The sequence below is a fragment of the Kribbella sp. NPDC051620 genome, assembly GCF_044453825.1.
Taxonomy (GTDB): domain Bacteria; phylum Actinomycetota; class Actinomycetes; order Propionibacteriales; family Kribbellaceae; genus Kribbella.
In genome coordinates, this window is the sequence record NZ_JBITDB010000001.1 from 233260 (window position 1) to 254081 (window position 20822).

Below are 20822 nucleotides of genomic sequence, written 5' to 3' on the forward strand. Positions count from 1 at the left end.
AACGGCTAATCTCGTGAGGAGATGGCGGTGTCTGCGAGAAGGAGACGACATGTCCGATTTCCAGCTCGCGCCGCAGCATGTCGCGTTCGTCTCCTGGGTTCGTGAGAAGGCCATCGAAGAGCTGGCCGATCTCAGCGGCGACGAGTCCGGACGGGTCAACCGACCTCTCGTCCAGGCGATGGGCAAGCTCGGACTCCTGCGCGCGCTGTTCGGAGGCGAGCCGGGGTCGCCGCCGCGCGATGCCGCGGCGCTGAAGCTTTGTCTGTTGCGCGAGGCCTTGGCCCAGGTCAATGGTGAGGCTGAGACCGCGCTTGCGTTGCAGGGCCTCGGTAGCTATCCGATCCTGCAGTCAGGAACGCCGGAGATCGTCGAACGCTGGATCCCGCGCGTCATCTCGGGTGAGGCGATCGCCGCGTTTGCCCTGTCGGAACCGACTGCGGGATCGGACGCCGCGGCGCTCGAGCTGTGGGCCGAACCCGACCGCACCGGCTGGCGGTTGTTCGGCGAAAAGATCTGGATCTCCAACGCCCCCGACGCTGACGTCTACACCGTGTTCGCCCGGACGACGCGTGGAGCCCGGGCCAAAGGCGTAACGGCGTTCGTGGTCCCAGGCGATGCCGTGGGCCTCGACGGATCGTCATTGGACATGCTCTCGCCGCATCCGATCGGACGGCTGACTTTCGACGGAGTGGCCGTCGACCGAGGTGATGTTCTCGGTGAACCCGACAAGGGATTCGCGGTCGCCATGCGCACGCTCGACCTGTTTCGTCCGAGCGTCGGGGCCTTCGCCGTCGGGATGGCCCAGGCTGCGCTCGACGCCACGACAGACCACGTTCGTACCCGGGTCGTTCACGGCGCGCCACTTGCCCGGCAACAAGCCGTGGCCCACCGCATCGCCGACATGGCGACCCAGCTCGAGGCCGCCCGGCTCCTGGTCTATGCCGCTGCGAGCGCCTACGACAACGGTGGCGACCCGGGCGGCATCACCCGTCGTGCGGCCATGGCGAAGCTCTACGCGACCGAGGCCGCCCAGTCGATCATCGACTCCGCCGTACAGCTGCACGGCGCCAAGGCGCTCCAACGTGGTCACCTTCTCGAACATCTGTACCGAGACGTGCGATCGCTGCGGATCTACGAAGGCGCCTCTGAGATCCAGCGTTCCATCATCGCCCGCGAGATCATCGGCCGAGGAGCCACCACGTGACCAACCCCTATCGCTTCCGCGCTTCGGCGCCCCTGACCACTGAGTGGGAGAACTTCCGCTTCACCGTCGACGACGGTGTGGCGACGGTGACCCTGAACCGGCCGGAGAAGCTGAATCCACTCACGTTCGAGAGTTATGCGGACCTTCGCGACCTGCTGACCGAGTTGCCACACCACACCGATGTCCGCGTGCTGGTCGTCCGTGGGGAGGGAAAGGGGTTCTGCGGTGGCGGCGACGTCAACGAGATCATCGGCGAGCTGATCAGGATGGACGCGGCCGATCTGATGCGCTTCACCAAGATGACCGGGGACGTCATCCGCGCGATGCGCGAGTGCCCGGTGCCGATCATCTCGGTCATCCAGGGCATCGCCGCGGGTGCCGGCGCCGTTCTTGCGCTCGCGAGTGACTTCCGCATCATGGGCCCGAAAGGCCGGTTCGCCTTCTTGTTCACCAAAGTCGGGCTGTCCGGCGGTGACATGGGAGCCGCTTATCTGCTGCCCAGGGTGGTGGGAGCGGGTCGAGCGACGGAGTTGCTCCTGCTGGGCGACACGATCGACGCCGAGACCGCGGACAAGTACGGCCTGGTCAGCCGGCTGGTGGTGGAGGAAGAACTCGATCAAGTGACCGCCGAGCTCGCCCGTCGACTGGCGGACGGTCCGACGCTGGCGTTGGCCCAGACCAAGTCGTTGATCACGCGCGAGCTCGACATGCCGCTCTCGACCGCGATGGAACTCGACGCGATGACGCAGGCCCTGTTGATGACCACTCACGACCACGCCGAGTTCCACGCCGCGTTCAATGAGCGCCGGGCCCCGAAGTGGGAGGGACGATGACTGGCACCCCACCGGCCGGCGACTTCCTGCAACTCGACGAGCGCCTCACCGTCGAGGAGCGGGCAGTGCGTGACACAGTGCGCGACTTTGCGCAGGCTGAGCTCGCTCCGCACATCGCGGGTTGGTACGAGAACGGCGTGCTGCCGCAAGACCTGGGTCGCTCCTTCGGAAAGCTGGGGCTGCTCGGCATGCATCTCGACGGTTACGGCTGCGCCGGCGTCAGTGCGACGGCGTACGGCGTCGCCTGTCGTGAGCTGGAAGCGGTCGATTCGGGCCTGCGCAGCTTCGTTTCGGTCCAGGGATCGCTGGCGATGTTCGCGATCCACCACTGGGGAAGCGAAGCGCAGCGCGAGGAGTGGCTGCCCAGGATGGCCACCGGGGAGGCGATCGGCTGCTTCGGCCTGACTGAGGCCGAGGCCGGCAGCGACCCGGGCTCGATGCGGACCTCGGCGCGCCGCGACGGCAGCGACTGGATCCTCAACGGCACCAAGATGTGGATCACCAACGGGACGCTGGCGCAGGTGGCCATCGTGTGGGCACGCACCGAGGACGGTGTCCGCGGCTTCGTGGTGCCGACGGACACCCCAGGATTCGCCGCCCATGAAATGCACCGGAAACTGTCGTTGCGAGCATCGATCACCGCAGAACTTGTCCTGGACAACGTGCGCCTGCCGGCGACGGCTGTCTTTCCGGAGGTTCGGGGCCTGCGTGGTCCGCTGTCGTGTCTCGACGAGGCAAGGTACGGAATCGTCTGGGGCGCGGTCGGCGCCGCCAGGGCTTGCCTGACCGAAGCGTTGGAGTACACCTTGGAGCGGACCCAGTTCGGCAAGCAGTTGGCGGCGTTCCAGCTGACCCAGGGCAAGCTCGCCGACATGGTCGTTGCCGTCAACAACTCCGGCCTGGTGGCTGCCCAGCTCGGTCGTCTGAAGGATGCTGGATCTCTCCTGCCCGTGCAGGTGAGCTACGGAAAGCTCGCCAACGTACGCGCCGCCCTCGATGTCGCGCGCACCGCACGGTCGATGCTCGGCGCCGCCGGCATCACGCTCGACCACACCGTCATGCGGCACATGGCGAACTTGGAAACGGTGTACACCTACGAGGGCACCAACGAGATGCACGCCCTGAGCGTCGGGGCCGCGGTTACCGGAATTCCGGCGTTCCGCTGATCCAGGAGGGCACCGCCGCCACTTGCGTGGTGCCCTCCTGGACCACTGACACGGCCGGAGGACAGGGAAGCTCGGGCTTCCCTGTCCTCCGGCCGGCTTTCGTACGTCAGCCGGCTACTGCCAGGTGACGTTCGATCATGTCGGCGACCTCGTCCCGCGTCGGGCCGGCCGAAACCTTCGGGCGGAAACCTGCCTGGTATCGCTTGCGCGCGATCGGCTCGGCCTCGTCCAGAACGTCGGGCCGTTCGCGCATGTCCAGGTAGTCGTCGATGGCCGGTATCAGCGACGGCTCGACCTCGGCGACCGCACAGACCAGATCAGAGGGGAGCCGCTGCGAGAGGTCGATGGGCTCACCGCGCCAGCGGGCGAGCAGACTGGTGTCCCGGTGGATGTGGTCCATCACCCAGGGCCGCATGTTGTCCTGACACCAGTGATCGAATCGTTCGCTCACAGCCACGTAGTCGGATCCGTGGTCGTCGAGAATGGCAAGTAGCTGCTGCGCCTGTAGCAAAGCGGTGGTGACGCCGCGTCCTTCGGCGGGATTGGTCGTGACGACCGCGTCGCCGAGCCACAAGATTCCGGCCATGCTCGCTGATCCCTTCGCCGGGACGGGCCGGCGATAGTGGTCGTACAAGCCGGCGCCGCTCATGGCGGGCAGGACCGGCTTGGCACGGTCCGGACTGATCCAGTCCTGCAAGCCCGGAATCGACAGTGACACCTTGTCGAAGATCTCGCTGTCGCGCAGGTGGGCGAGTGCCTTGTCGGCTGCCGCGCGGACGTACAGGATCTGGAAGGTGCGGGCATCCTGGTAGAAGATGCTGGCGAAGTAGCCGTCCAGGACGCCTCGCCATCCGGGTGGCGAGTTGAACGGCCCCGGTTCGGCGCCGGGCAGAAGCTCGTACTGTCGCGAGGCGTAGGCGATTCCTGAATCCGTCCCCTCAGCAGGGGCGCGCAAGTCATCGGTGAAGCGTCCCGAGCGTCCGGAGGCGTCGATGACCAGGTCCGCCTCAAGGACGGTGTCGCCGACCACCACTCCGTGGACGACTCCGCCGGCTTGCGCCACTTCTCGGGCAGCCCCAACCGAGAACGAAACGCCTGGCTCGTCGGCGGCAGTCTGACGTAGCACCCGCTCGAAGACCGATCGACGCACGCGGTAGCCCAGTAGGTCGGTCGGATCCGCGGCTCCACTCCATCCCGGGCGAGGCAACGCCGACATCCCCGGCGTGAGAACTGCGCCGGCTTCGACCAGAGCGTCGGCGACGTCGGGCAGCTCAGCGAGCAAGGCGTCGCGGACCTGCGGGCGGAGGTAGTGCGGATGCAGGAACTGCATAACGCCCTTCCTGGTCCATCCGCCGTCCTGGTCCGGACCGGCATCACGATCGACGATGGTAACTCGGTCACCCCGGCGAGCCAGGCCCATGCCGAGGTACAAGCCCGCCGGTCCGGCCCCCACAATCGCAACAGATCGTTGCGTCATCTCACGCACCTTTCTCTCGACATCGATGCCGCCGCCGGCGAAAGCCTCGGCACTTCGGAGACAGAGGCTCCGATGCCGGCCGCCGTCTGCAGGCCTGCGCGGCGCCGACGTGAACCCGGATGGCGCGCCGAGCCGGGCGTCTGGGCTGTTCAGCGGGCGCCACTGTTCTGCTTATCGAGCGTATCTGACGGACGTCACCAAGTCGATATGACGCAGTCCAATGTTTCCGGTCACGGTTGGATGCTGCCACCGTCGATGGTGAGGCCCTGTCCCGACATCGCGGCCGTCTCGGTGCAGTACAGGACGGCAGCGGCTACTTCGTCGGGAGTGATGAGACGGCCGATCGGCTGCTTCCCCTCGATGATCGCCCGCGCCTCGGCCTCGGTGCGGCCTGAACCAGAGGCGATCCGAGCGATCGTCGCGTCGGTCATCGGGGTGTCCACGAATCCGGGGCAGACGGCGTTGACGGTGATTCCGTCCGATGCGAGTTCGGTGGCCGCGACCCGGACCAGCCCGAGGGCGCCGTGCTTGCTTGCGGCATAGGCGGCGATGTAGGGCTCGCCGACCCTCGCGGCGGTGGAGGCGACCACCACGATGCGTCCCCACTTCTCCTTGCGCATCGCGGGTATGGCCCGTCGGAGGCAGCGAAACGGTGCGGTCAGGTTGAGATCGATCATCCGGAGCCACTGTTCGTCATCGGTGCGCTCCAGCCGTGCGGAGAATCCCGCGCCGGCATTGGCGACGAGGATGTCGACGGTGCCCCACGCGGTTTCGGCCTGGCTGAAGACCTCCTCGACTCCTGCCTGGTCGGTGATGTCCGCAGGAACGACAAGAGTCTCACCGGGGCAGCTGTCGGCCACCTGCTCGAGCTCGTCTCTGGTTCGCGCAGTGAGCACCACTCGGTGTCCGGCGGCGCTGAGACGCTGCGCTATCGCGCGGCCACTGCCGCGGCCGGCGCCGGTGACGAGCGCGATCTTGGCCCCGGAGTTCCGGGGCTCCTCTGCGGAGTGCGGCACGTCCGTTCCTCTCTCTCGAGGGTCAGCTGCGCCCCGACGCTAACACGCCGTACTTCTGACGTTCGTCACGGATGCGCGATAAGAGCGCTCTCTCGAGGCCGCGGTGTGACCGATCGGTCACGGGAAGGATTTCACGCACCGAACCTCTTGTTGCCGCCAACTTGTTGAGGTACGTTCCGTCCAACAGTACACGAAAGTCGTATCCCGAAACAAAAGTGAGTATCTGTTCCGCGATCCGGAACAGTGAAGCAATGTCAGGGAGCTTGCAGGACCGCTCACTTCAGAGCGGATCCTGACGTAGGCGACGCCGCTCTCGGTCGACAGGCAGGAAGACGCGCCGTCCTCTCGGGACTGCCGTCGGTGCGGGACAAACGACGAGGAGAACGCCGTGAGCAAGAGGAGCGACGTGCTGAGCATTGGGGCTGCGGCCGATGGGGCGCCACAAGACGGGACGCCAATGGCTGACCAGACGGAGCCGGTACGGGTCCGGGCACGAGGCCTGTCGATCGGGTACCGGCTGCGTGGCGACGAGGAGTTCGTGGCCGTCGCGGACGCGACGTTCGACATCGGGCCGTCCGAGATGGTCTGCATCGTCGGGCCGAGTGGCTGCGGGAAGTCGACGGTGCTCGGCGCGGTCGCCGGTCTGGTGCCCTATCGCGCCGGAGTGCTGGAAGTGGACGGCCAGCCGGTTTCCGGTCCTGCCTCGGACCGGGCTGTGGTCTTTCAGAAGGCGGCCCTGCTGCCGTGGAACACAGTCGAGGACAACGTCGCCTACGGGTTGCGCTGTTATGGCGAGAAGAAGGAGCCGGCCCGCGAGCGAGCCCGCGAGCTCCTCAAGCTGGTGGGACTGGAGAGCTTTGCAAAGTCCTATCCCTACCAACTGTCCGGCGGGATGCAGCAGCGGACGAATCTTGCCCGGGCGCTGGCGGCGGATCCGAACCTCCTCCTCTTCGACGAGCCGTTCGCCTCATTGGACGCGCAACAACGCGAGATGCTCCAGGACGAGCTGATGCGAATCTGGTCTGCGACTGCCAAGGCCGGTCTGTTCATCACTCACCAGATCGACGAAGCGGTTCTGCTGGGCAATCGGGTCATCGTCAGCACCAAGGGGCCGGCATCCGCCATCCGGCGGTCGGTCGAGATCGACCTGCCGTGGCCGAGAACGCACGAGACCCGGCTGCATCCGGACTTCGCGGGGTATGTCGAGCAGATCTGGCGGATGCTCTCCGCCGAAGAGCAGCCGGACCGGCCGCCGGGTCCCACTGCGGTCTGAGAAGGGGTACGTCCACTCGCGGACCGTGCCAAGAGGTATCCGGAAACAGCAATGACGAATTCACTCTCCGGGGTGGGATGGGCGGTAGAAATGTTCGGCAGAAGGAGTACGGCGCCCTGCGACGGGCCCAGCAGAAAGGGAAGTCGCGGGAGGCGACGCGGGTTGCGGGCAGCCCAGGCATGGATCGCGGTGGCCGGACTGCTGGCGATCGCAGCGTGTTCGTCAGGCGAAGGTGGCAAGGCGTCGGGGCTGACACCGATCAGCTATGCCTACCTGAACAACGGCATCGGGTTCTTGCCCGAACTGATGATCAAGGCGAACCCGGCGCTGTGTGCGCCGTTTGGGATCGAGCCGGAGATCACGTTGCTGAGCGCAACGACCGCCACCCCGGCCGTCAGCGCGGGCAAGGTGCAAGCAGGCCGGGTGGCGACCGGAGCGGCACTGGTGAACGCATCCAAGGATCCCGAGTCCCTGAAACTCGTCGCCTCCATCCTCGGGGTCCCGTTCTACCTCTTCGTGCCCAAGTCCATCACCTCGCCCGAACAGCTGCGAGGACAGAAGCTGACATTCCCGGCTCCTGGCGGTATCGCCGAGCTCCTCGTCCGCGCCTACCTCGACGAGCAGGGAGTTGCCGTCGGCAAGGATGTCACAGCGACCTACTCCGGCAGTGCCGGCGCTTCTGTCGGGCTGGCAGCATCCGGAGCTGTCCAGGGCCTCGTCTGGAACCAGGACCTCCCCGCCCCCGCAGTGCGGGCCGGCTTCCACCGACTGACCCAGCTCGGCGGATCGGAACGGCTGGACGCGATCGGGTCCAACGCGATCATCGTCCACACACCGTTTCTGAAGGACAATCGGCCCGCGGTCGCGGGGATGCTGGAGTGTATGCGCAAGGCGATCTCGCTCGCGCAGGCCGAACCCCTCAAGGCCGCCGGCATCTTGGCCGCCGCACAAGGCATCAGCAAGGAGGCCGCCGCCGCGCAGATCGCAGCCTCCCCGCCGTCGAACACCAGCACGGTCTGGCAGTTCTCGTCTCTTCAGCCGGCGAGCGCAAAACTGGTCATCTCCGCGCTCGAGAAGGCGAAAGTTCAGCAGTTCGGTGACTTCGATCCCTCCCGGGTCATAGACAACTCTCTGGTCGAGACGCGGTAGGTCGACATGGTCATCCAGTCAGAACGGCCCGTGGCCCGCGATCAGCGGCCGGGCGGCGCGACACCCCGGTCCGGCAGGCGGTGGATCCGCTATCAGTACCAGCGCCGCGAGAAGATGTTGCTCGGAACGCTTTCCCTGCTTCTCGTACTCGTCGCGTGGCAGGTGGCCGCTGACCTGGAGCTGGTGAAGCAGTCCTTCGCCAGTTCGCCGCGGCTCATCTGGACGTCATTGCTGGACTACTTCAGTCCAGGTGGATCAGGCTGGACAGATCTCCGGGCGAGTGGTCAGGAGTTTGTCTACGGCTTCGTCATCTCAGTGCTTATCGGAATCCCGGTGGGCATTCTGATGGGTTGGTACCGTCGGCTCGACGCGCTCCTGAACCCGATCGTGCTGTTGCTCAACAACAGTCCCCGGATCGCGATCGCGCCGCTGTTCGTGATCTGGTTCGGAATCGGCCTCGCCTCGAAGGTCTGGGTCGTGGTGCTCAGCGCCATCGTGCCGATCATCGTCAACGCGCGAGCAGGTGTTGTGACCATCGAGCCGTCCCTGATCGCGATGTCGCGGTCATACGGATCCTCCGACTTCCGGTTGCTCCGGACAGTGATCCTCCCCGGCAGCGTGCCGGCGATCAGTTCCGGCATCCGGCTCGGCATCGGGTACGCACTCCTCGGCGTCGTGCTGGCCGAGTTCATCGCATCCACCGAAGGCCTCGGCTTCGTGGTCACCAACTCCGCGGCCACGTTCAACACCGACCGGCTGTTCGTGGCCGTGGTGGTGATCTCAACCCTGGGAATGGTGGCCAACGCCCTGCTCAGCCGGGTCGAGAAGTACTTCGACCGCTGGCGAACAGCGTAGCGATGGCTTTCCAACAGCATCCCCACCGGCCGGCGATCCCGTCCAGCCGGCCGGCTGAACCCATCGCAATTCTACGAAGGAGAATACGGTGAAGTACGACGACATCGTCATCGGAGGCGGCTCCAGCGGGGCGGTGATCGCTGCCCGGTTGTCGGAAGATCCCAACCGGCAGGTCCTGCTGATCGAGGCCGGACCCGACTACGCGACGCTCGAAGCCACGCCCGACAGCATCCGCAACTTCCATCGGCCACCGCTGGACCACGACTGGGGCCTGGAAGCCGAGATGGTGCCTGGCCGGAACTTCTACTATCCCCGCGGCCGAGTGATCGGGGGATCGTCGGCCACCAACGCGGTACTCGCCCTGCGTGGTCTGCCCGAGGACTACGACGTCTGGGCCGCGATGGGGAACGACGAGTGGAACTGGAAGTCCCTGCTGCCAGAGTTCCAGCGCATCGAGGACGATCCGACCAAGGACCAGTCTTATCACGGTAGCGGCGGACCGATTCCGATCTGGCGGCGGAGCGAGGACGAGCTGACCCCGAGCCAGGCCGCGTTCCTGAACGCCATCACCGACCTCGGCTTCCCCCGGACCGATGACCACAACGCGCCGGACGCCACCGGCGCCGGTCCAGGCCCGGCGAACGTCAAGGACGGCGTCCGCATCTCCGCGGCTCTGGCGTATCTGAACGACGCACGTTCGCGGCCGAACCTCACCATCCGCGGCGGATTGCTCGCCAACCGGGTCCTGATCGAAGACGGCCGCGCCGTCGGCGTCGAGGTTCGCGATCAGGTCGGGAACGCTGAACGGATCTATGCCGGCCGGACTACTGTGTGCGCGGGCAGTATCGGATCTCCTGCGATTTTGCTGCGCTCAGGAATCGGTGATCAGGACGAACTGGCCGAGCTCGGCATTCCGGTCGCCCAGCACCTTCCGGGCGTGGGCCGCAACCTGATCGAACACGCTCACATCGGACTGAATCTCGCCGCGGTCGAAGGTCCCGGCGACGGCACCAAGCCGATGTGGCAGGTGGTACTGCAGTGGACGGCGCCCGGATCGTCGCACCGCAACGACATGCAGTGCCTGATGCTGCACGCGGTGGCCCAGCCCGCGCACCGGCTGATGATGAACCTGATGCTGCCGAGATCACGCGGTACGGTCCGGCTCGCCAGCGCAGATGCGGCGGTTGCGCCCAAGATCGCGCTCAATCTGGCCACGGATCCGGAGGACGTCTCGCGGTTGGTCGCGGGACTGGAAGTTCTCACCAAGCTGGCCCAGTCACCGCGCTTGGCTCCGCATCACAGCGGCAGTGTGTACCTAGACACCGGAGTCGAGATCCCGGTCGGCGAGATCGCGGAGTACTTCGCTGACCGTGCTACGGCGGAGAAATACATCGCCGATTCGGTCACCCACTACGTCCATCCGGTCGGAACCGCTCGCATGGGTCCGGCGAGTTCGCCCCACGCGGTCGTCGACCAGCACTGCCGAGTACATGGCATCGCGGCTCTCCGAGTCGCCGACGCCTCGGTGATGCCGGACATCCCGCGGGCGAACACCAATCTGACCTGCCTGGTCATCGGCGAGCGGGTGGCCCAGTGGATCCGTGCTGAGGATCGCGTCGCCGTCGGTTCCTGACTTCTCTCTCACCCCCATCAACCTGACTAGCTTCGAGGAGCGCACCATGACGGAGACCGCCTTGCGTCCGCTGAGCATTGAACTCGACTCCACCAGCGTGTTCGTCGACGGCGAGTGGCGGTCCAGTCATGGCCGGGAACGCGTCCCAACGGTCAACCCGGCCACCGAGGAAACGATCGGCTGGGCACCAGACGGTGACAGCGTGGACATCGACAACGCGGTGCGGGCAGCGCGAGCAGCGTTGGTACGGCCCGATTGGGCCGGTACCACACCGGCCGAGCGTGCCTCCCAGCTGCGGAAGATGGCTGACCGGCTGGAGGAGCGGGCCGCTGAGATCGGTCCGTTCCTCACCAGCGAGAACGGACTCGTCGTCGGGCTGTCCGCCGGTCTGAACGTGTTCGGGTCGGCCGAGGTTCTGCGGTACTACGCGGATCTCGGGGAATCCCTGGAGCTCGAAGAGACCCGGGGTACGACGATCGTCAGGCGGGAGCCGGTCGGGGTTGCCGGCCTGATCGTGCCCTGGAACGCGCCGCTGCTGCTGGCGGTCATGAAGCTCGCCCCGGCGCTACTGGCCGGTTGTACCACGGTGATGAAGCCCGCAGCCGAGACGTCCCTGAGCGCCGCGTTCCTCGTCGATGCCGCCCAGGCGGCCGGCCTGCCCAGCGGTGTCTTCAACGTCGTCACCGGTGGACGCGAGACAGGAAGTCACCTCGTCGCACACGCAGACGTGGACAAGATCGCCTTCACCGGCTCGACGGCGGCGGGCCGGGCTGTTGCCGCCGCCTGCGGAGAAGCGATGAAGCCTGGGACGTTCGAGTTGGGTGGGAAGTCGGCCGCCATCATCCTCGACGATGCAGATCTGGACGCCGTGCTCCCGCAGATTCCGGTGGTTTCGCTGGTGGGATGCAGTCAGGGTTGCATGCTCAGCACCCGCTTGCTCGTCGACCGGAGCCGCTACGAGGAGCTGAAGGACGGCCTGCGCTCAACCATCGCCCAACTGCCGGTCGGCGACCCGCTGGACCCGAAGACGGTCTTCGGACCGCTGGCCATGGAGCGTCAGCGAGATCGCGTCGAGGGGTACATCAAGGCCGGCATCGACCAGGGCGCGACCCTCCTGGTCGGCGGCGGCCGGCCGGCGCACCTGTCGAAGGGCTTCTACGTCGAGCCGACGGTGTTCACCGACGTCGACAACTCCACCCGGATCGCGCAGGAGGAGATCTTCGGGCCGGTGCTCACGGTCACGCCCTTCGACGATGTCGACGAAGCCGTTGCTATCGCCAACGATTCGCAGTATGGGCTCGGCGGCACGGTTTTCAGCTCCGACACCGAGCGTGGTGTCGACGTTGCCCGCCGGATCCAGACCGGGACGATCGGCGTCAACGGTTACGCGGTCGACCCCGCGTCTCCCTTCGGTGGCAGAAAGCAGAGCGGAACCGGGCGCGAGCTCGGTCCCGAGGGCCTCAATGCCTACCTGAAGTGGAAGTCGATCTACCGGCCAAGTCGCTGACGGGCGCCGATCTCGCAGCTGCGTTGTCAGACCAACCCACGCCATTCCCGAGAGGAGTTCTGAAATGACGGTCCGCCGTGCGTATCTCGTCGACGGGGTTCGGACCCCGATCGGGCGTTACGGCGGGGGACTGTCAACTGTCCGGCCGGACGACCTGGCGGCTCAGGTGATCCGTGACCTGATGGATCGTCAGTCGGGTGTGGAGTGGTCCGCGGTCGACGATGTCGTGCTCGGCTGCGCGAACCAGGCGGGTGAAGACAACCGCAATGTCGCCAGAATGGCGGTGCTCCTGGCCGGCTTGCCCGAGACCGTGTCCGGCGCCACGGTGAACCGGCTGTGCGGATCCGGAGCGGACGCGGTGGCGGTGGCCGCTCGAGCGATCGTCTGCGGGCAGGCCGAACTCATGATCGCGGGCGGTGTGGAGAGCATGAGCAGGGCACCGTTCGTGATTCCCAAGGCCGCCTCGCCGTTCGCCCGGAACGCCGAGATCCATGACTCCACGATCGGTTGGCGATTCGTCAACCGCGCACTGGACGAGCTCTACGGGACCGATTCGATGGGGGAGACCGCAGAGAATGTCGCTGCTGAGTGCGGAATCTCGCGCGCGGATCAGGATCAGTTCGCCTGTCGGTCCCAGCTACGCGCGGCGAAGGCACAGGCCGATGGATGGTTCGATGGGGAGATAGCGCCCGTGGTGGTGCCGCAACCTCGCGGTGCCGCGGTGGTCATCGACCGGGACGAGCATCCGCGCGAAACCAGCCTGGAATCACTTGCTCGACTCCGTCCCGCCTTCCGTACCGACGGCAGTGTCACGGCCGGCAACTCGTCCGGGATCAACGATGGCGCGGCCGTCGTCTTGATTGCTTCCGAAGAGGCCGTGGAGCGATTCGGCCTGACTCCGCTCGCCGTTATCAGCGCAGCGACATCCGCGGGCGTCGCCCCTCGTCTGATGGGGCTCGGACCTGTTCCGGCGACCCGCAAACTTCTCGCCCGTACCAGCCTGACGGTCCGTGATCTCGACGTCATCGAGCTCAACGAGGCTTTTGCCGCCCAGAGCCTCGCGGTACTGCGCGAGCTTGGATTGCCCGATGACGCGGACCAGGTGAATCCCCATGGCGGTGCCATCGCCCTCGGTCACCCGCTCGGCATGAGTGGCACCCGGCTCGTTCTGACGGCAGCACGGGAGCTGAAGCGGCGTGCTGGCCGACGAGCCTTGGCAACCATGTGCATCGGCGTGGGGCAGGGCATTTCCGTACTTCTGGAGCAGTGCTGATGAATTTCCTGCCTGGAGATGCCACACAGTGCATTCCGATATATAGTATGAGCAGGTCGTATCGTGGAAGAAAACTGGACTTTTGTTCCACGATACGACACAAAGACAGTCAGTCGACGGCCGAGCCGAAACCAGGGGATCTCGGGCCGTCGGTCTTCACGAGGATGGTGGACCGTTGAGCGAAGTACAGTCCGTACAGAGAGCGCTTCTCATTCTCGAGCGCCTGGCCGAGTCGGGCACCTGCGGCGTGCAGCAGTTGGCCCGTGACTGCGAACTGGCCCCCTCGACGGTGCAACGACTGGTTGGCGCGCTGGTTGCCGCCGGGCTGGTCGAGCAGGACTCGGAGAGGACGTACCGGGTTACCTGGCGCCTGTTCCGCTGGGGTCAGGCTCCCGTTTCACGGCTGGGATTGCGCGAACTGGCGAAGCCGTACATGCAGGAGCTTGCCGCGGAGGTCGGTGAGACGATCGCTCTGGGCGTCAGGGATGGCGACAGTGTCATGCACATCGAGTGGATCCCGGCGCGGCACCTGGTACAGCCTCGGGTTCAGATCGGCGACCGGGTGCCCCTTGTCGAGTCTTCCCTCGGCAGGTGTCTGCTCGCCTGGCTGCCCGAGTCCGACCTGGAGCCGTTCCTGGCCAGCCGTCCGGAACTCGGAGCCGCGCTGAAAACCGTGCGCGAGCAGGGACATTGCCTGGTCGAGAACGACGCGGTCGGCATCCGCACACTCGCGGTCCCCGTCTGGGGAAGTCACGCCGAGGTGGTCGGGACGATCGGCATCGGTGGGCCGATGCATCGGTTCTCCGCTGAGCGGGCCGCGGCGGTCCTGCCTTCTGTCGTAGCCGTCGGAGACGCGGTGACATCGCACTTCGGCGTCGACTCGGCGCGTGGCCGCTCTCGTATGGATGGGGTTGGTTGAGCGATGAACACGTCGGACAACAAGGTGTCTCCAGTCGCCGCCGGCGACTGCGAGAACGAGCAACTGCGCTTCCGGTCGGTACTACGAACCTTTGCCAGCGGTGTAGCTGTCGTAACCATTGCTGACAGCAACGGAGTTCACGGCATGACGGCATCGTCCTTCACCTCGGTGTCGCTCGAACCGCCGCTGTGCTCGGTCAGCGTCAACAGGCTATCGCTGCTGTCCGATCAGCCGAGCCGGATGCACACGCTGCTGCAGGAGACCGACGGCCTCTTCGGTATCAGCATCCTCACTGACCAGCAGGGTGACGTGGCTGACTTCTACGCCCGACGGCCCTGGGCTGCCTCCTCCGACATCGACATCGAATGGCGCGACGGATGCCCGTTGATAGCCGGCTCGCTTGCCTGGCTTGTCTGCCACAAGTGGGCCGAATACGACGGCGGCGACCACAGCATCTTCGTCGGGCACCCCGACCTCTACGGATCGGCGAGCAGTGGCGATCTCGCCCCTCTGATCCATCACGACTCCCGCTATCACCGGCTCGGTGTCACCCTCGGCGACACCGATATCCAGTAAGGAGACTCCCATGGAGTACGTACTCGCCCCTGAGGACATCGTCTGGAAGGAGTTCGAGAATCCAGCGTCGCCCGGTATCGGGTTCGGGTTCACGCCGAGCGTGATCGACGAGGAGTACACCGAGGTGTACAGCGCGCAACTCGGCAAGATCGGGCCGGGTGGACGTTCGAAGCCGCACGTCGATCACTACAACCACGCCTTCTACTTCATCTCCGGTCAGGGCGATGTCACGATCGGCAAGCGCACGTGGCCGCTGGTCCCAGGCACCGTGGTCAGGATCCCGTCGGGGCTCACGCATGGCTTCACGAACACCGGGACCGAGGACCTGACCTTCTTTGTGGTGTACGACCCGCCGTACGTCGCGGGTGGGCCGTTCGAGGCGAAATGACCGCGCCGGCTCTCGAACGACGTGTGCGGCCGGGTGAGGAACGCGAACTCGACCTGGTCGTCAGCGAAAAGTTGGTGGTAGCCGACGGCGTGATCGAGGTTCGCCTTCGCAACGCCGACGGAGCACCATTGCCCAGGTGGCAACCAGGTGCCCACGTGGACCTGAAGGTCGGAGACTGCGGCTGGCGTCAGTACTCGCTGTGTGGTGATCTGCACGACAGATCTACCTGGCGCCTGGCGATCCTTCGTGAACCAGACGGGCGCGGCGGATCCCGCTGGGTCCACGACAACCTCGAGGTCGGTACCCAGCTACGGGCGATCGGGCCACGCAATCGTTTCGTGCTCGAGCCCGCCCACCGGTACCTCTTCCTGGCTGGTGGCATCGGCATCACTCCGCTGCTGCCGATGGTCGCGGCTGCCGAGCAGACCGGGGCAGACTGGCGGATGGTCTACGGCGGACGCCGGCGCGAAAGCATGGCCTTTGCCGCCGAACTGTCCGCCCGGTACGGCGAACGAGTGGAGATCCGGCCGGAGAACGAGTTCGGCCTTCTCGATCTCGAAGGTCTGCTGTCGGAACCCGACGGTTCGACCTTCGTCTACTGCTGCGGTCCCGACGCACTGCTGACAGCCGTTCTGGAACAAGGCCGGATCCGGGGCTGGGACGACGGCGACATCAGGGTCGAGAGATTCGCGGCGGTGGAAGCAGACGCCGCGTCCGACCAGGACTTCGTCGTCGAACTGGCCAGCACAGGACAAACGGTCACCGTCGGAGCAGGGGAGTCGATTCTGGTCGCGTTGCGACGCGCCGGCATCGACCCGCCGTACTCCTGTGAAGAAGGCATCTGCGGAACCTGCGTCACCCGGGTGCTCGCGGGTTCCGTCGAGCACCGCGACGCCGTGCTCGATGACCACGAACGCGCGAGCCTGATGGCTCTGTGCGTATCGCGGTCCACCGGTCGGCTCGTTCTCGATCTCTGAGAGCCGAACCAGCTCCGACGACATCGACCTGAAAGGGCACGTCATGACAGACAACACATTGGCATCGCTTCACATCGACCTCGAACTCAAGGAAATCTTCGCCGGCGGCGAGTGGCGACCAAGCCACAGCGACGGGAGAGTCGCCTTGGTCAATCCCGCGACGGAGGAGACCTTCGGGCACGCACCGGACGGGGACGCAGAGGACATCGACACGGCTGTGCGAGCCGCCCGCTCTGCACTGCTCAGTCCGGAATGGGCAGACACCACACCTAAAGACCGTGCGGTGTTCCTGCGCGGCATCGCTGACCGGTTGACCGAGCGTGCCTCCGAGATCGGCGATTTCGTCACCAACGAGAACGGCGTGATCGTAGGGGTGACGACCGGGCACGCACTCGCCTCAGCCGGCATCCTGCGGTACTACGCGGACATGGCGGACAACCTCGAACTCGAGGAGCGGCGTGGGAACTCGATCGTTCGGCGTGAGCCGGTCGGTGTGGCCGGCCTGATCGTGCCGTGGAACGCTCCTCTGTTGCTCGCCTTCATGAAGCTGGCGCCGGCTTTGCTCGCGGGGTGTACGACGGTCATCAAGCCCGCGGCCGAGACAGCGTTGAGTGCGGCCTTCATCGTGGACGCGGCGCAGGCGGCCGGTCTGCCGGCCGGTGTGGTCAACGTCGTGACCGGTGACCGCGAGACCGGGCAACATCTGGTCGGACATCCCGATGTCGACAAGATCGCCTTCACCGGATCGACGGCTGCGGGCCGCGCCATCGCCGCCGAGTGTGGGCGGCAGATGAGGCCAGGAACCTTCGAGCTCGGTGGAAAGTCCGCCGCGATCCTGCTCGATGACGTCGACCTCGGCCACTTCCTCTCGCAGTTGATGCCGGTCTCGCTGGGAGGTTGCGGGCAGGTCTGCCGCGCATGTACTAGGTTGCTGGTGGCGCGTAGTCGCTACGACGAGCTGAAGGAAGGGCTCGTCGCCACCTTGTCCGGGCTGACCATCGGTGATCCGCACGATCCGGCTACTGCTTTCGGCCCGCTGGCGATGGAACGGCAGCGCGATCGCGTCGAGGAGTACATCCGGCTGGGACTGTCGGAGGGTGCTGAACTGCTGATCGGTGGTGGGCGGCCGGCGCATCTGTCGAAGGGCTTCTATGTGGAGCCGACCATCTTCACCGATGTCGACAACTCCAGCCGGATCGCGCAGGAGGAGATCTTCGGCCCAGTGCTGACGGTGACACCCTTCGACACCGTGGACGAAGCCGTCGAAATGGCGAATGCCTCGGAGTACGGCCTGGCCGGGACCGTCTTCACCGCCGACTCGGAACGGGGCGTCGAGGTCGCGAGGCGCATCGAAGCAGGCACCGTCGGCATCAACGGTTACGTGATCGACAGCGTTGCTCCGTTCGGCGGTCACAAGCAGAGCGGGTTGGGCTCCGAACTCGGCCCGGAGGGGCTGAACGCCTACCTGCAGTACAAGTCCATTTACCAGCCAACGGCATGAGGTCAGGGCGGCGCGAGATGCTTGATCAGGTGACCATCGAGGTCAAGCAGCTCGACCGCGTGGTGATCCGTTTCGCCGGTGACTCCGGCGATGGGATGCAGCTCACCGGAGACCGATTCACCGCAGAGACGGCATCGTTCGGCAACGACCTGTCGACGCTGCCCAACTTCCCCGCCGAGATCCGGGCACCAGCCGGGACCCTGCCGGGCGTCTCGTCGTTCCAGTTGCACTTCGCCGACCACGACATCCTGACGCCGGGTGACGCGCCGGACGTGCTGATCGCGATGAACCCGGCGGCTCTGAAGGCGAACCTGCCGGAGGTACCGCGCGGCGCCACCCTGATCATCGACACCGCCGACTTCACCGCGCGGAACCTGAAGCGGATCGGGTACGAGCAGAACCCGCTCGAATCGGGTGAGCTCGAGGCGTACCACGTGGTCGGGCTGAACCTGACCGGGATGACGGTGGAGTCGGTCAAGGAGTTCGGGCTGAGCCGCAAGGACGCTTCCCGGGCCAAGAACATGTACGCGCTGGGCCTGGTCTCCTGGCTGTTCCAGCGGCCGGTCGAGTCGACGATCGAGTTCCTGCAGGCCAAGTTCGCAGGCAAGCCCGACATCCGCGACGCCAACATCGCGGCGTTCCGGGCCGGCTACAACTTCGGCGAGACGGCGGAGGAGTTCTCGGTCCGGTACGAGGTGAAGCCGGCCCGGATGGCGACCGGCACGTACCGCAACATTTCCGGCAACCTCGCGCTGGCGTACGGCCTGGTGGCGGGCGCCCAGCGGGCGGGGCTGCCGCTGGTGCTCGGCGCCTACCCGATCACGCCGGCTTCCGACGTACTGCATGAGCTGTCGAAGCTGAAGCGGTTCGATGTGACCACGATCCAGGCCGAGGACGAGATCGCCGGCGTCGGCGCGGCGCTGGGCGCGTCGTTCGGCGGCGCGCTCGGCGTGACGACGTCGTCGGGCCCGGGGATCAGCCTCAAGTCGGAGACGATCGGCCTCGGCGTGATGCTTGAGCTGCCGCTGGTGGTCTGCGACATCCAGCGCGCCGGCCCCTCGACAGGTATGCCGACCAAGACCGAGCAGGCCGACCTGCTGCAGGTGATGTTCGGCCGCAACGGCGAGGCGCCGCTGCCGGTGGTCGCGGCCCAGTCCCCCGCGGACTGCTTTTCGATCGCCGTCGAGGCGACCCGGATCGCGGTCACCTACCGCACCCCGGTGATCGTGCTGTCCGACGGCTACCTGGCCAACGGCTCCGAGCCCTGGCAGGTCCCGCAGATCGAGGACCTGCCGACAATCGACCCGAACTTCACCACTGGCCCGAACGCGACCAACGACAAGGGCGAGCCGGTCTACCTGCCCTACCTGCGCGACCCGGAGACGCTGGCGCGCGCCTGGGCGATCCCCGGTACTGCCGGCCTGGACCACCGGATCGGCGGGTTGGAGAAGGAGGACAAGACCGGCAACATCTCCTACGACCCGGCGAACCACGACCTGATGATCCGCACCCGGCAGGCCAAGATCGACGGCATCACGGTGCCGCCGCTCGAGGTGGACGACCCGGACGGTACGGCCAAGGTCCTGGTACTTGGCTGGGGCAGCACGTACGGGCCGATCGGCGCCGGCGTCCGCCGGGTCCGCAAGGTCGGCGGCAAGATCGCGCAGGCGCATCTCCGTCACCTCAACCCGTTCCCGGCCAACCTGGGCGAGGTGCTCGCGCGGTACGAGAAGGTGCTGGTGCCGGAGATGAACCTCGGCCAGCTCGCGATGCTGCTGCGGGCGAAGTACCTGGTCGACGTCGTCTCGTACGCGCAGGTCCGTGGCATGCCGCTGGGCGCGGCCGAGCTGGCCGAGGTGATCGGCAACCTGGTCGAGGAGACCGAGGGCATCGACGACGACGCGCGGCACCTCGGCGTCGCGGCCGCCAGCCTGACCCATGGCGAGGCGCTGAACGTCCAGCCGAACGGCATCCACCACCCGGAGGGAGCACGATGAGCACCGTCGATCTCGGCTTGCCGAGTCTGCCGGGCGGGCTGGCCGGAGTACCGGCCGCCACCGAGCCGCAGAACCGCAAGGAGTACGTGTCGGACCAGGAGGTCCGGTGGTGCCCGGGTTGTGGCGACTACGCGGTACTGGCTGCTTTTCAGGGCTTCCTGCCCGAGCTCGGGATCAAGCGCGAGAACGTCGCGATGGTGTCCGGCATCGGCTGCTCGTCCCGCTTCCCGTACTACCTGTCGACCTACGGCATGCACTCGATCCACGGCCGCGCGCCGGCGATCGCGACCGGGCTCGCGGTGGCGCGACCCGACCTGAGCGTCTGGGTGGTGACCGGTGACGGCGACGCGCTGTCGATCGGCGGCAACCACCTGATCCACACGCTCCGGCGCAACGTGAACCTGAAGATCCTGCTCTTCAACAACCGGATCTACGGGCTCACCAAGGGCCAGTACTCCCCGACCTCCGAGCCGGGCAAGGTCACCAAGTCGACCCCGATGGGCTCGGTCGACAACCCCTTCAACCCGGTCTCCCTGGCCCTCGGCGCCGAGGCGACCTTCGTCGCGCGCACCGTCGACTCGGACCGCAAGCACCTCACGTCGGTACTGCGGGCAGCGGCCGAGCACCGCGGTACGGCGTTCGTCGAGATCTACCAGAACTGCCCGATCTTCAACGACAACGCCTTCGACGCCTTCAAGAACCCCGAAACCCGCGACGACGCGATCATCCCGCTCGTCCACGGCGAACCCATCCGCTTCGGCACCGACGGCCACCTGGGCGTCGTCCGCGACGGCTTCGCCTCCCTGGCGGTCCGCGAGGTAGCCGACCTCCCCGGTGGCGAATCCGACCTGGTCATCCACGACGCCCACACCGAAGACCCCGCCTACGCCTTCGCCCTGTCCCGCCTCACCGACGCCGGCGTCCTCCACCGGGCCCCCATCGGCATCTTCCGCTCAGTAGCCCGCCCCGCCTACGACGACCTCGTCCGCCAACAGGTAGAAACCTCCAAAGAAACCCAATCCGGCGGCACCCTGCAATCCCTGATCACCGGCTCAGACACCTGGACAGTCAACTAACC

General features: G+C 66.4%; 18 protein-coding genes. 16 read left to right on the forward strand and 2 right to left on the reverse strand.

The window, feature by feature from the left end:
- The first annotated feature begins 49 nt into the window (after positions 1-49).
- Genes ACIA12_RS01070 through ACIA12_RS01080 form a run of 3 tightly spaced genes read left to right on the forward strand, consistent with a single transcriptional unit; the run spans position 50 to position 3203 of the window.
- Entirely contained in the window at positions 50-1204 is a 1155-nt protein-coding gene (locus ACIA12_RS01070; RefSeq protein ID WP_396364734.1) for an acyl-CoA dehydrogenase family protein, read from the forward strand.
- Positions 1201-2037, forward strand: a complete 837-nt coding sequence (locus ACIA12_RS01075; protein ID WP_396364735.1) for an enoyl-CoA hydratase family protein — start codon at positions 1201-1203, stop codon at positions 2035-2037. Before ACIA12_RS01070 ends, ACIA12_RS01075 begins: the two co-directional genes overlap by 4 nt.
- Positions 2034-3203, forward strand: coding sequence for an acyl-CoA dehydrogenase family protein (locus ACIA12_RS01080; protein ID WP_396364737.1), 1170 nt, complete (start codon positions 2034-2036; stop codon positions 3201-3203). Before ACIA12_RS01075 ends, ACIA12_RS01080 begins: the two co-directional genes overlap by 4 nt.
- A gap of 106 nt (positions 3204-3309) precedes the next feature.
- Here ACIA12_RS01080 and ACIA12_RS01085 read toward each other — a convergent pair whose 3' ends face one another.
- Together ACIA12_RS01085 and ACIA12_RS01090 are read right to left on the reverse strand one after the other, a co-directional pair.
- Positions 3310-4680, reverse strand: coding sequence for an FAD-dependent oxidoreductase (locus tag ACIA12_RS01085; RefSeq protein ID WP_396364738.1), 1371 nt, complete (start codon positions 4678-4680; stop codon positions 3310-3312).
- A gap of 230 nt (positions 4681-4910) precedes the next feature.
- Complete coding sequence (locus tag ACIA12_RS01090; protein ID WP_396364740.1) at positions 4911-5696, reverse strand: SDR family NAD(P)-dependent oxidoreductase; 786 nt, start codon at positions 5694-5696, stop codon at positions 4911-4913.
- Between the two features lie 388 nt (positions 5697-6084).
- On the opposite strand from ACIA12_RS01090, the gene ACIA12_RS01095 reads away from it, so the two are divergent.
- The 13 genes from ACIA12_RS01095 to ACIA12_RS01155 all read left to right on the forward strand — a co-directional run bounded on the left by ACIA12_RS01095 (position 6085) and on the right by ACIA12_RS01155 (position 20820).
- Positions 6085-6969, forward strand: a complete 885-nt coding sequence (locus ACIA12_RS01095; protein WP_396364741.1) for an ABC transporter ATP-binding protein — start codon at positions 6085-6087, stop codon at positions 6967-6969.
- A 189-nt stretch (positions 6970-7158) separates the two neighbouring features.
- Complete coding sequence (locus ACIA12_RS01100) at positions 7159-8118, forward strand: ABC transporter substrate-binding protein (RefSeq protein ID WP_396364743.1); 960 nt, start codon at positions 7159-7161, stop codon at positions 8116-8118.
- Positions 8119-8148: 30 nt separating this feature from the next.
- Positions 8149-8973: an ABC transporter permease gene (locus ACIA12_RS01105; RefSeq protein WP_396364744.1), complete on the forward strand. Its 825-nt coding sequence runs from the start codon at positions 8149-8151 to the stop codon at positions 8971-8973.
- Between the two features lie 88 nt (positions 8974-9061).
- Complete coding sequence (locus ACIA12_RS01110) at positions 9062-10606, forward strand: GMC family oxidoreductase (RefSeq protein WP_396364746.1); 1545 nt, start codon at positions 9062-9064, stop codon at positions 10604-10606.
- Between the two features lie 46 nt (positions 10607-10652).
- Complete coding sequence (locus tag ACIA12_RS01115; protein WP_396364748.1) at positions 10653-12113, forward strand: aldehyde dehydrogenase; 1461 nt, start codon at positions 10653-10655, stop codon at positions 12111-12113.
- Positions 12114-12177: 64 nt separating this feature from the next.
- Positions 12178-13386, forward strand: coding sequence for a 3-oxoadipyl-CoA thiolase (gene pcaF / locus ACIA12_RS01120; protein WP_396364750.1), 1209 nt, complete (start codon positions 12178-12180; stop codon positions 13384-13386).
- 175 nt (positions 13387-13561) lie between these two features.
- Positions 13562-14305, forward strand: coding sequence for an IclR family transcriptional regulator (locus ACIA12_RS01125; protein ID WP_396364752.1), 744 nt, complete (start codon positions 13562-13564; stop codon positions 14303-14305).
- Between the two features lie 3 nt (positions 14306-14308).
- Positions 14309-14881, forward strand: coding sequence for a flavin reductase family protein (locus ACIA12_RS01130; RefSeq protein WP_396364754.1), 573 nt, complete (start codon positions 14309-14311; stop codon positions 14879-14881).
- Positions 14882-14891: 10 nt separating this feature from the next.
- Positions 14892-15269 (forward strand): cupin domain-containing protein, encoded by a 378-nt coding sequence (locus ACIA12_RS01135; protein ID WP_396364756.1) that lies wholly within the window; start codon positions 14892-14894, stop codon positions 15267-15269.
- Positions 15266-16246, forward strand: coding sequence for a PDR/VanB family oxidoreductase (locus tag ACIA12_RS01140; protein ID WP_396364758.1), 981 nt, complete (start codon positions 15266-15268; stop codon positions 16244-16246). Before ACIA12_RS01135 ends, ACIA12_RS01140 begins: the two co-directional genes overlap by 4 nt.
- A gap of 43 nt (positions 16247-16289) precedes the next feature.
- Positions 16290-17747: an aldehyde dehydrogenase gene (locus tag ACIA12_RS01145; protein WP_396364760.1), complete on the forward strand. Its 1458-nt coding sequence runs from the start codon at positions 16290-16292 to the stop codon at positions 17745-17747.
- A 17-nt stretch (positions 17748-17764) separates the two neighbouring features.
- Positions 17765-19744, forward strand: coding sequence for a 2-oxoacid:acceptor oxidoreductase subunit alpha (locus ACIA12_RS01150; RefSeq protein WP_396364762.1), 1980 nt, complete (start codon positions 17765-17767; stop codon positions 19742-19744).
- Positions 19741-20820, forward strand: coding sequence for a 2-oxoacid:ferredoxin oxidoreductase subunit beta (locus ACIA12_RS01155; RefSeq protein WP_396364763.1), 1080 nt, complete (start codon positions 19741-19743; stop codon positions 20818-20820). The genes ACIA12_RS01150 and ACIA12_RS01155 overlap by 4 nt, the downstream gene beginning before the upstream one ends.
- The last annotated feature ends 2 nt before the right edge of the window (positions 20821-20822 follow it).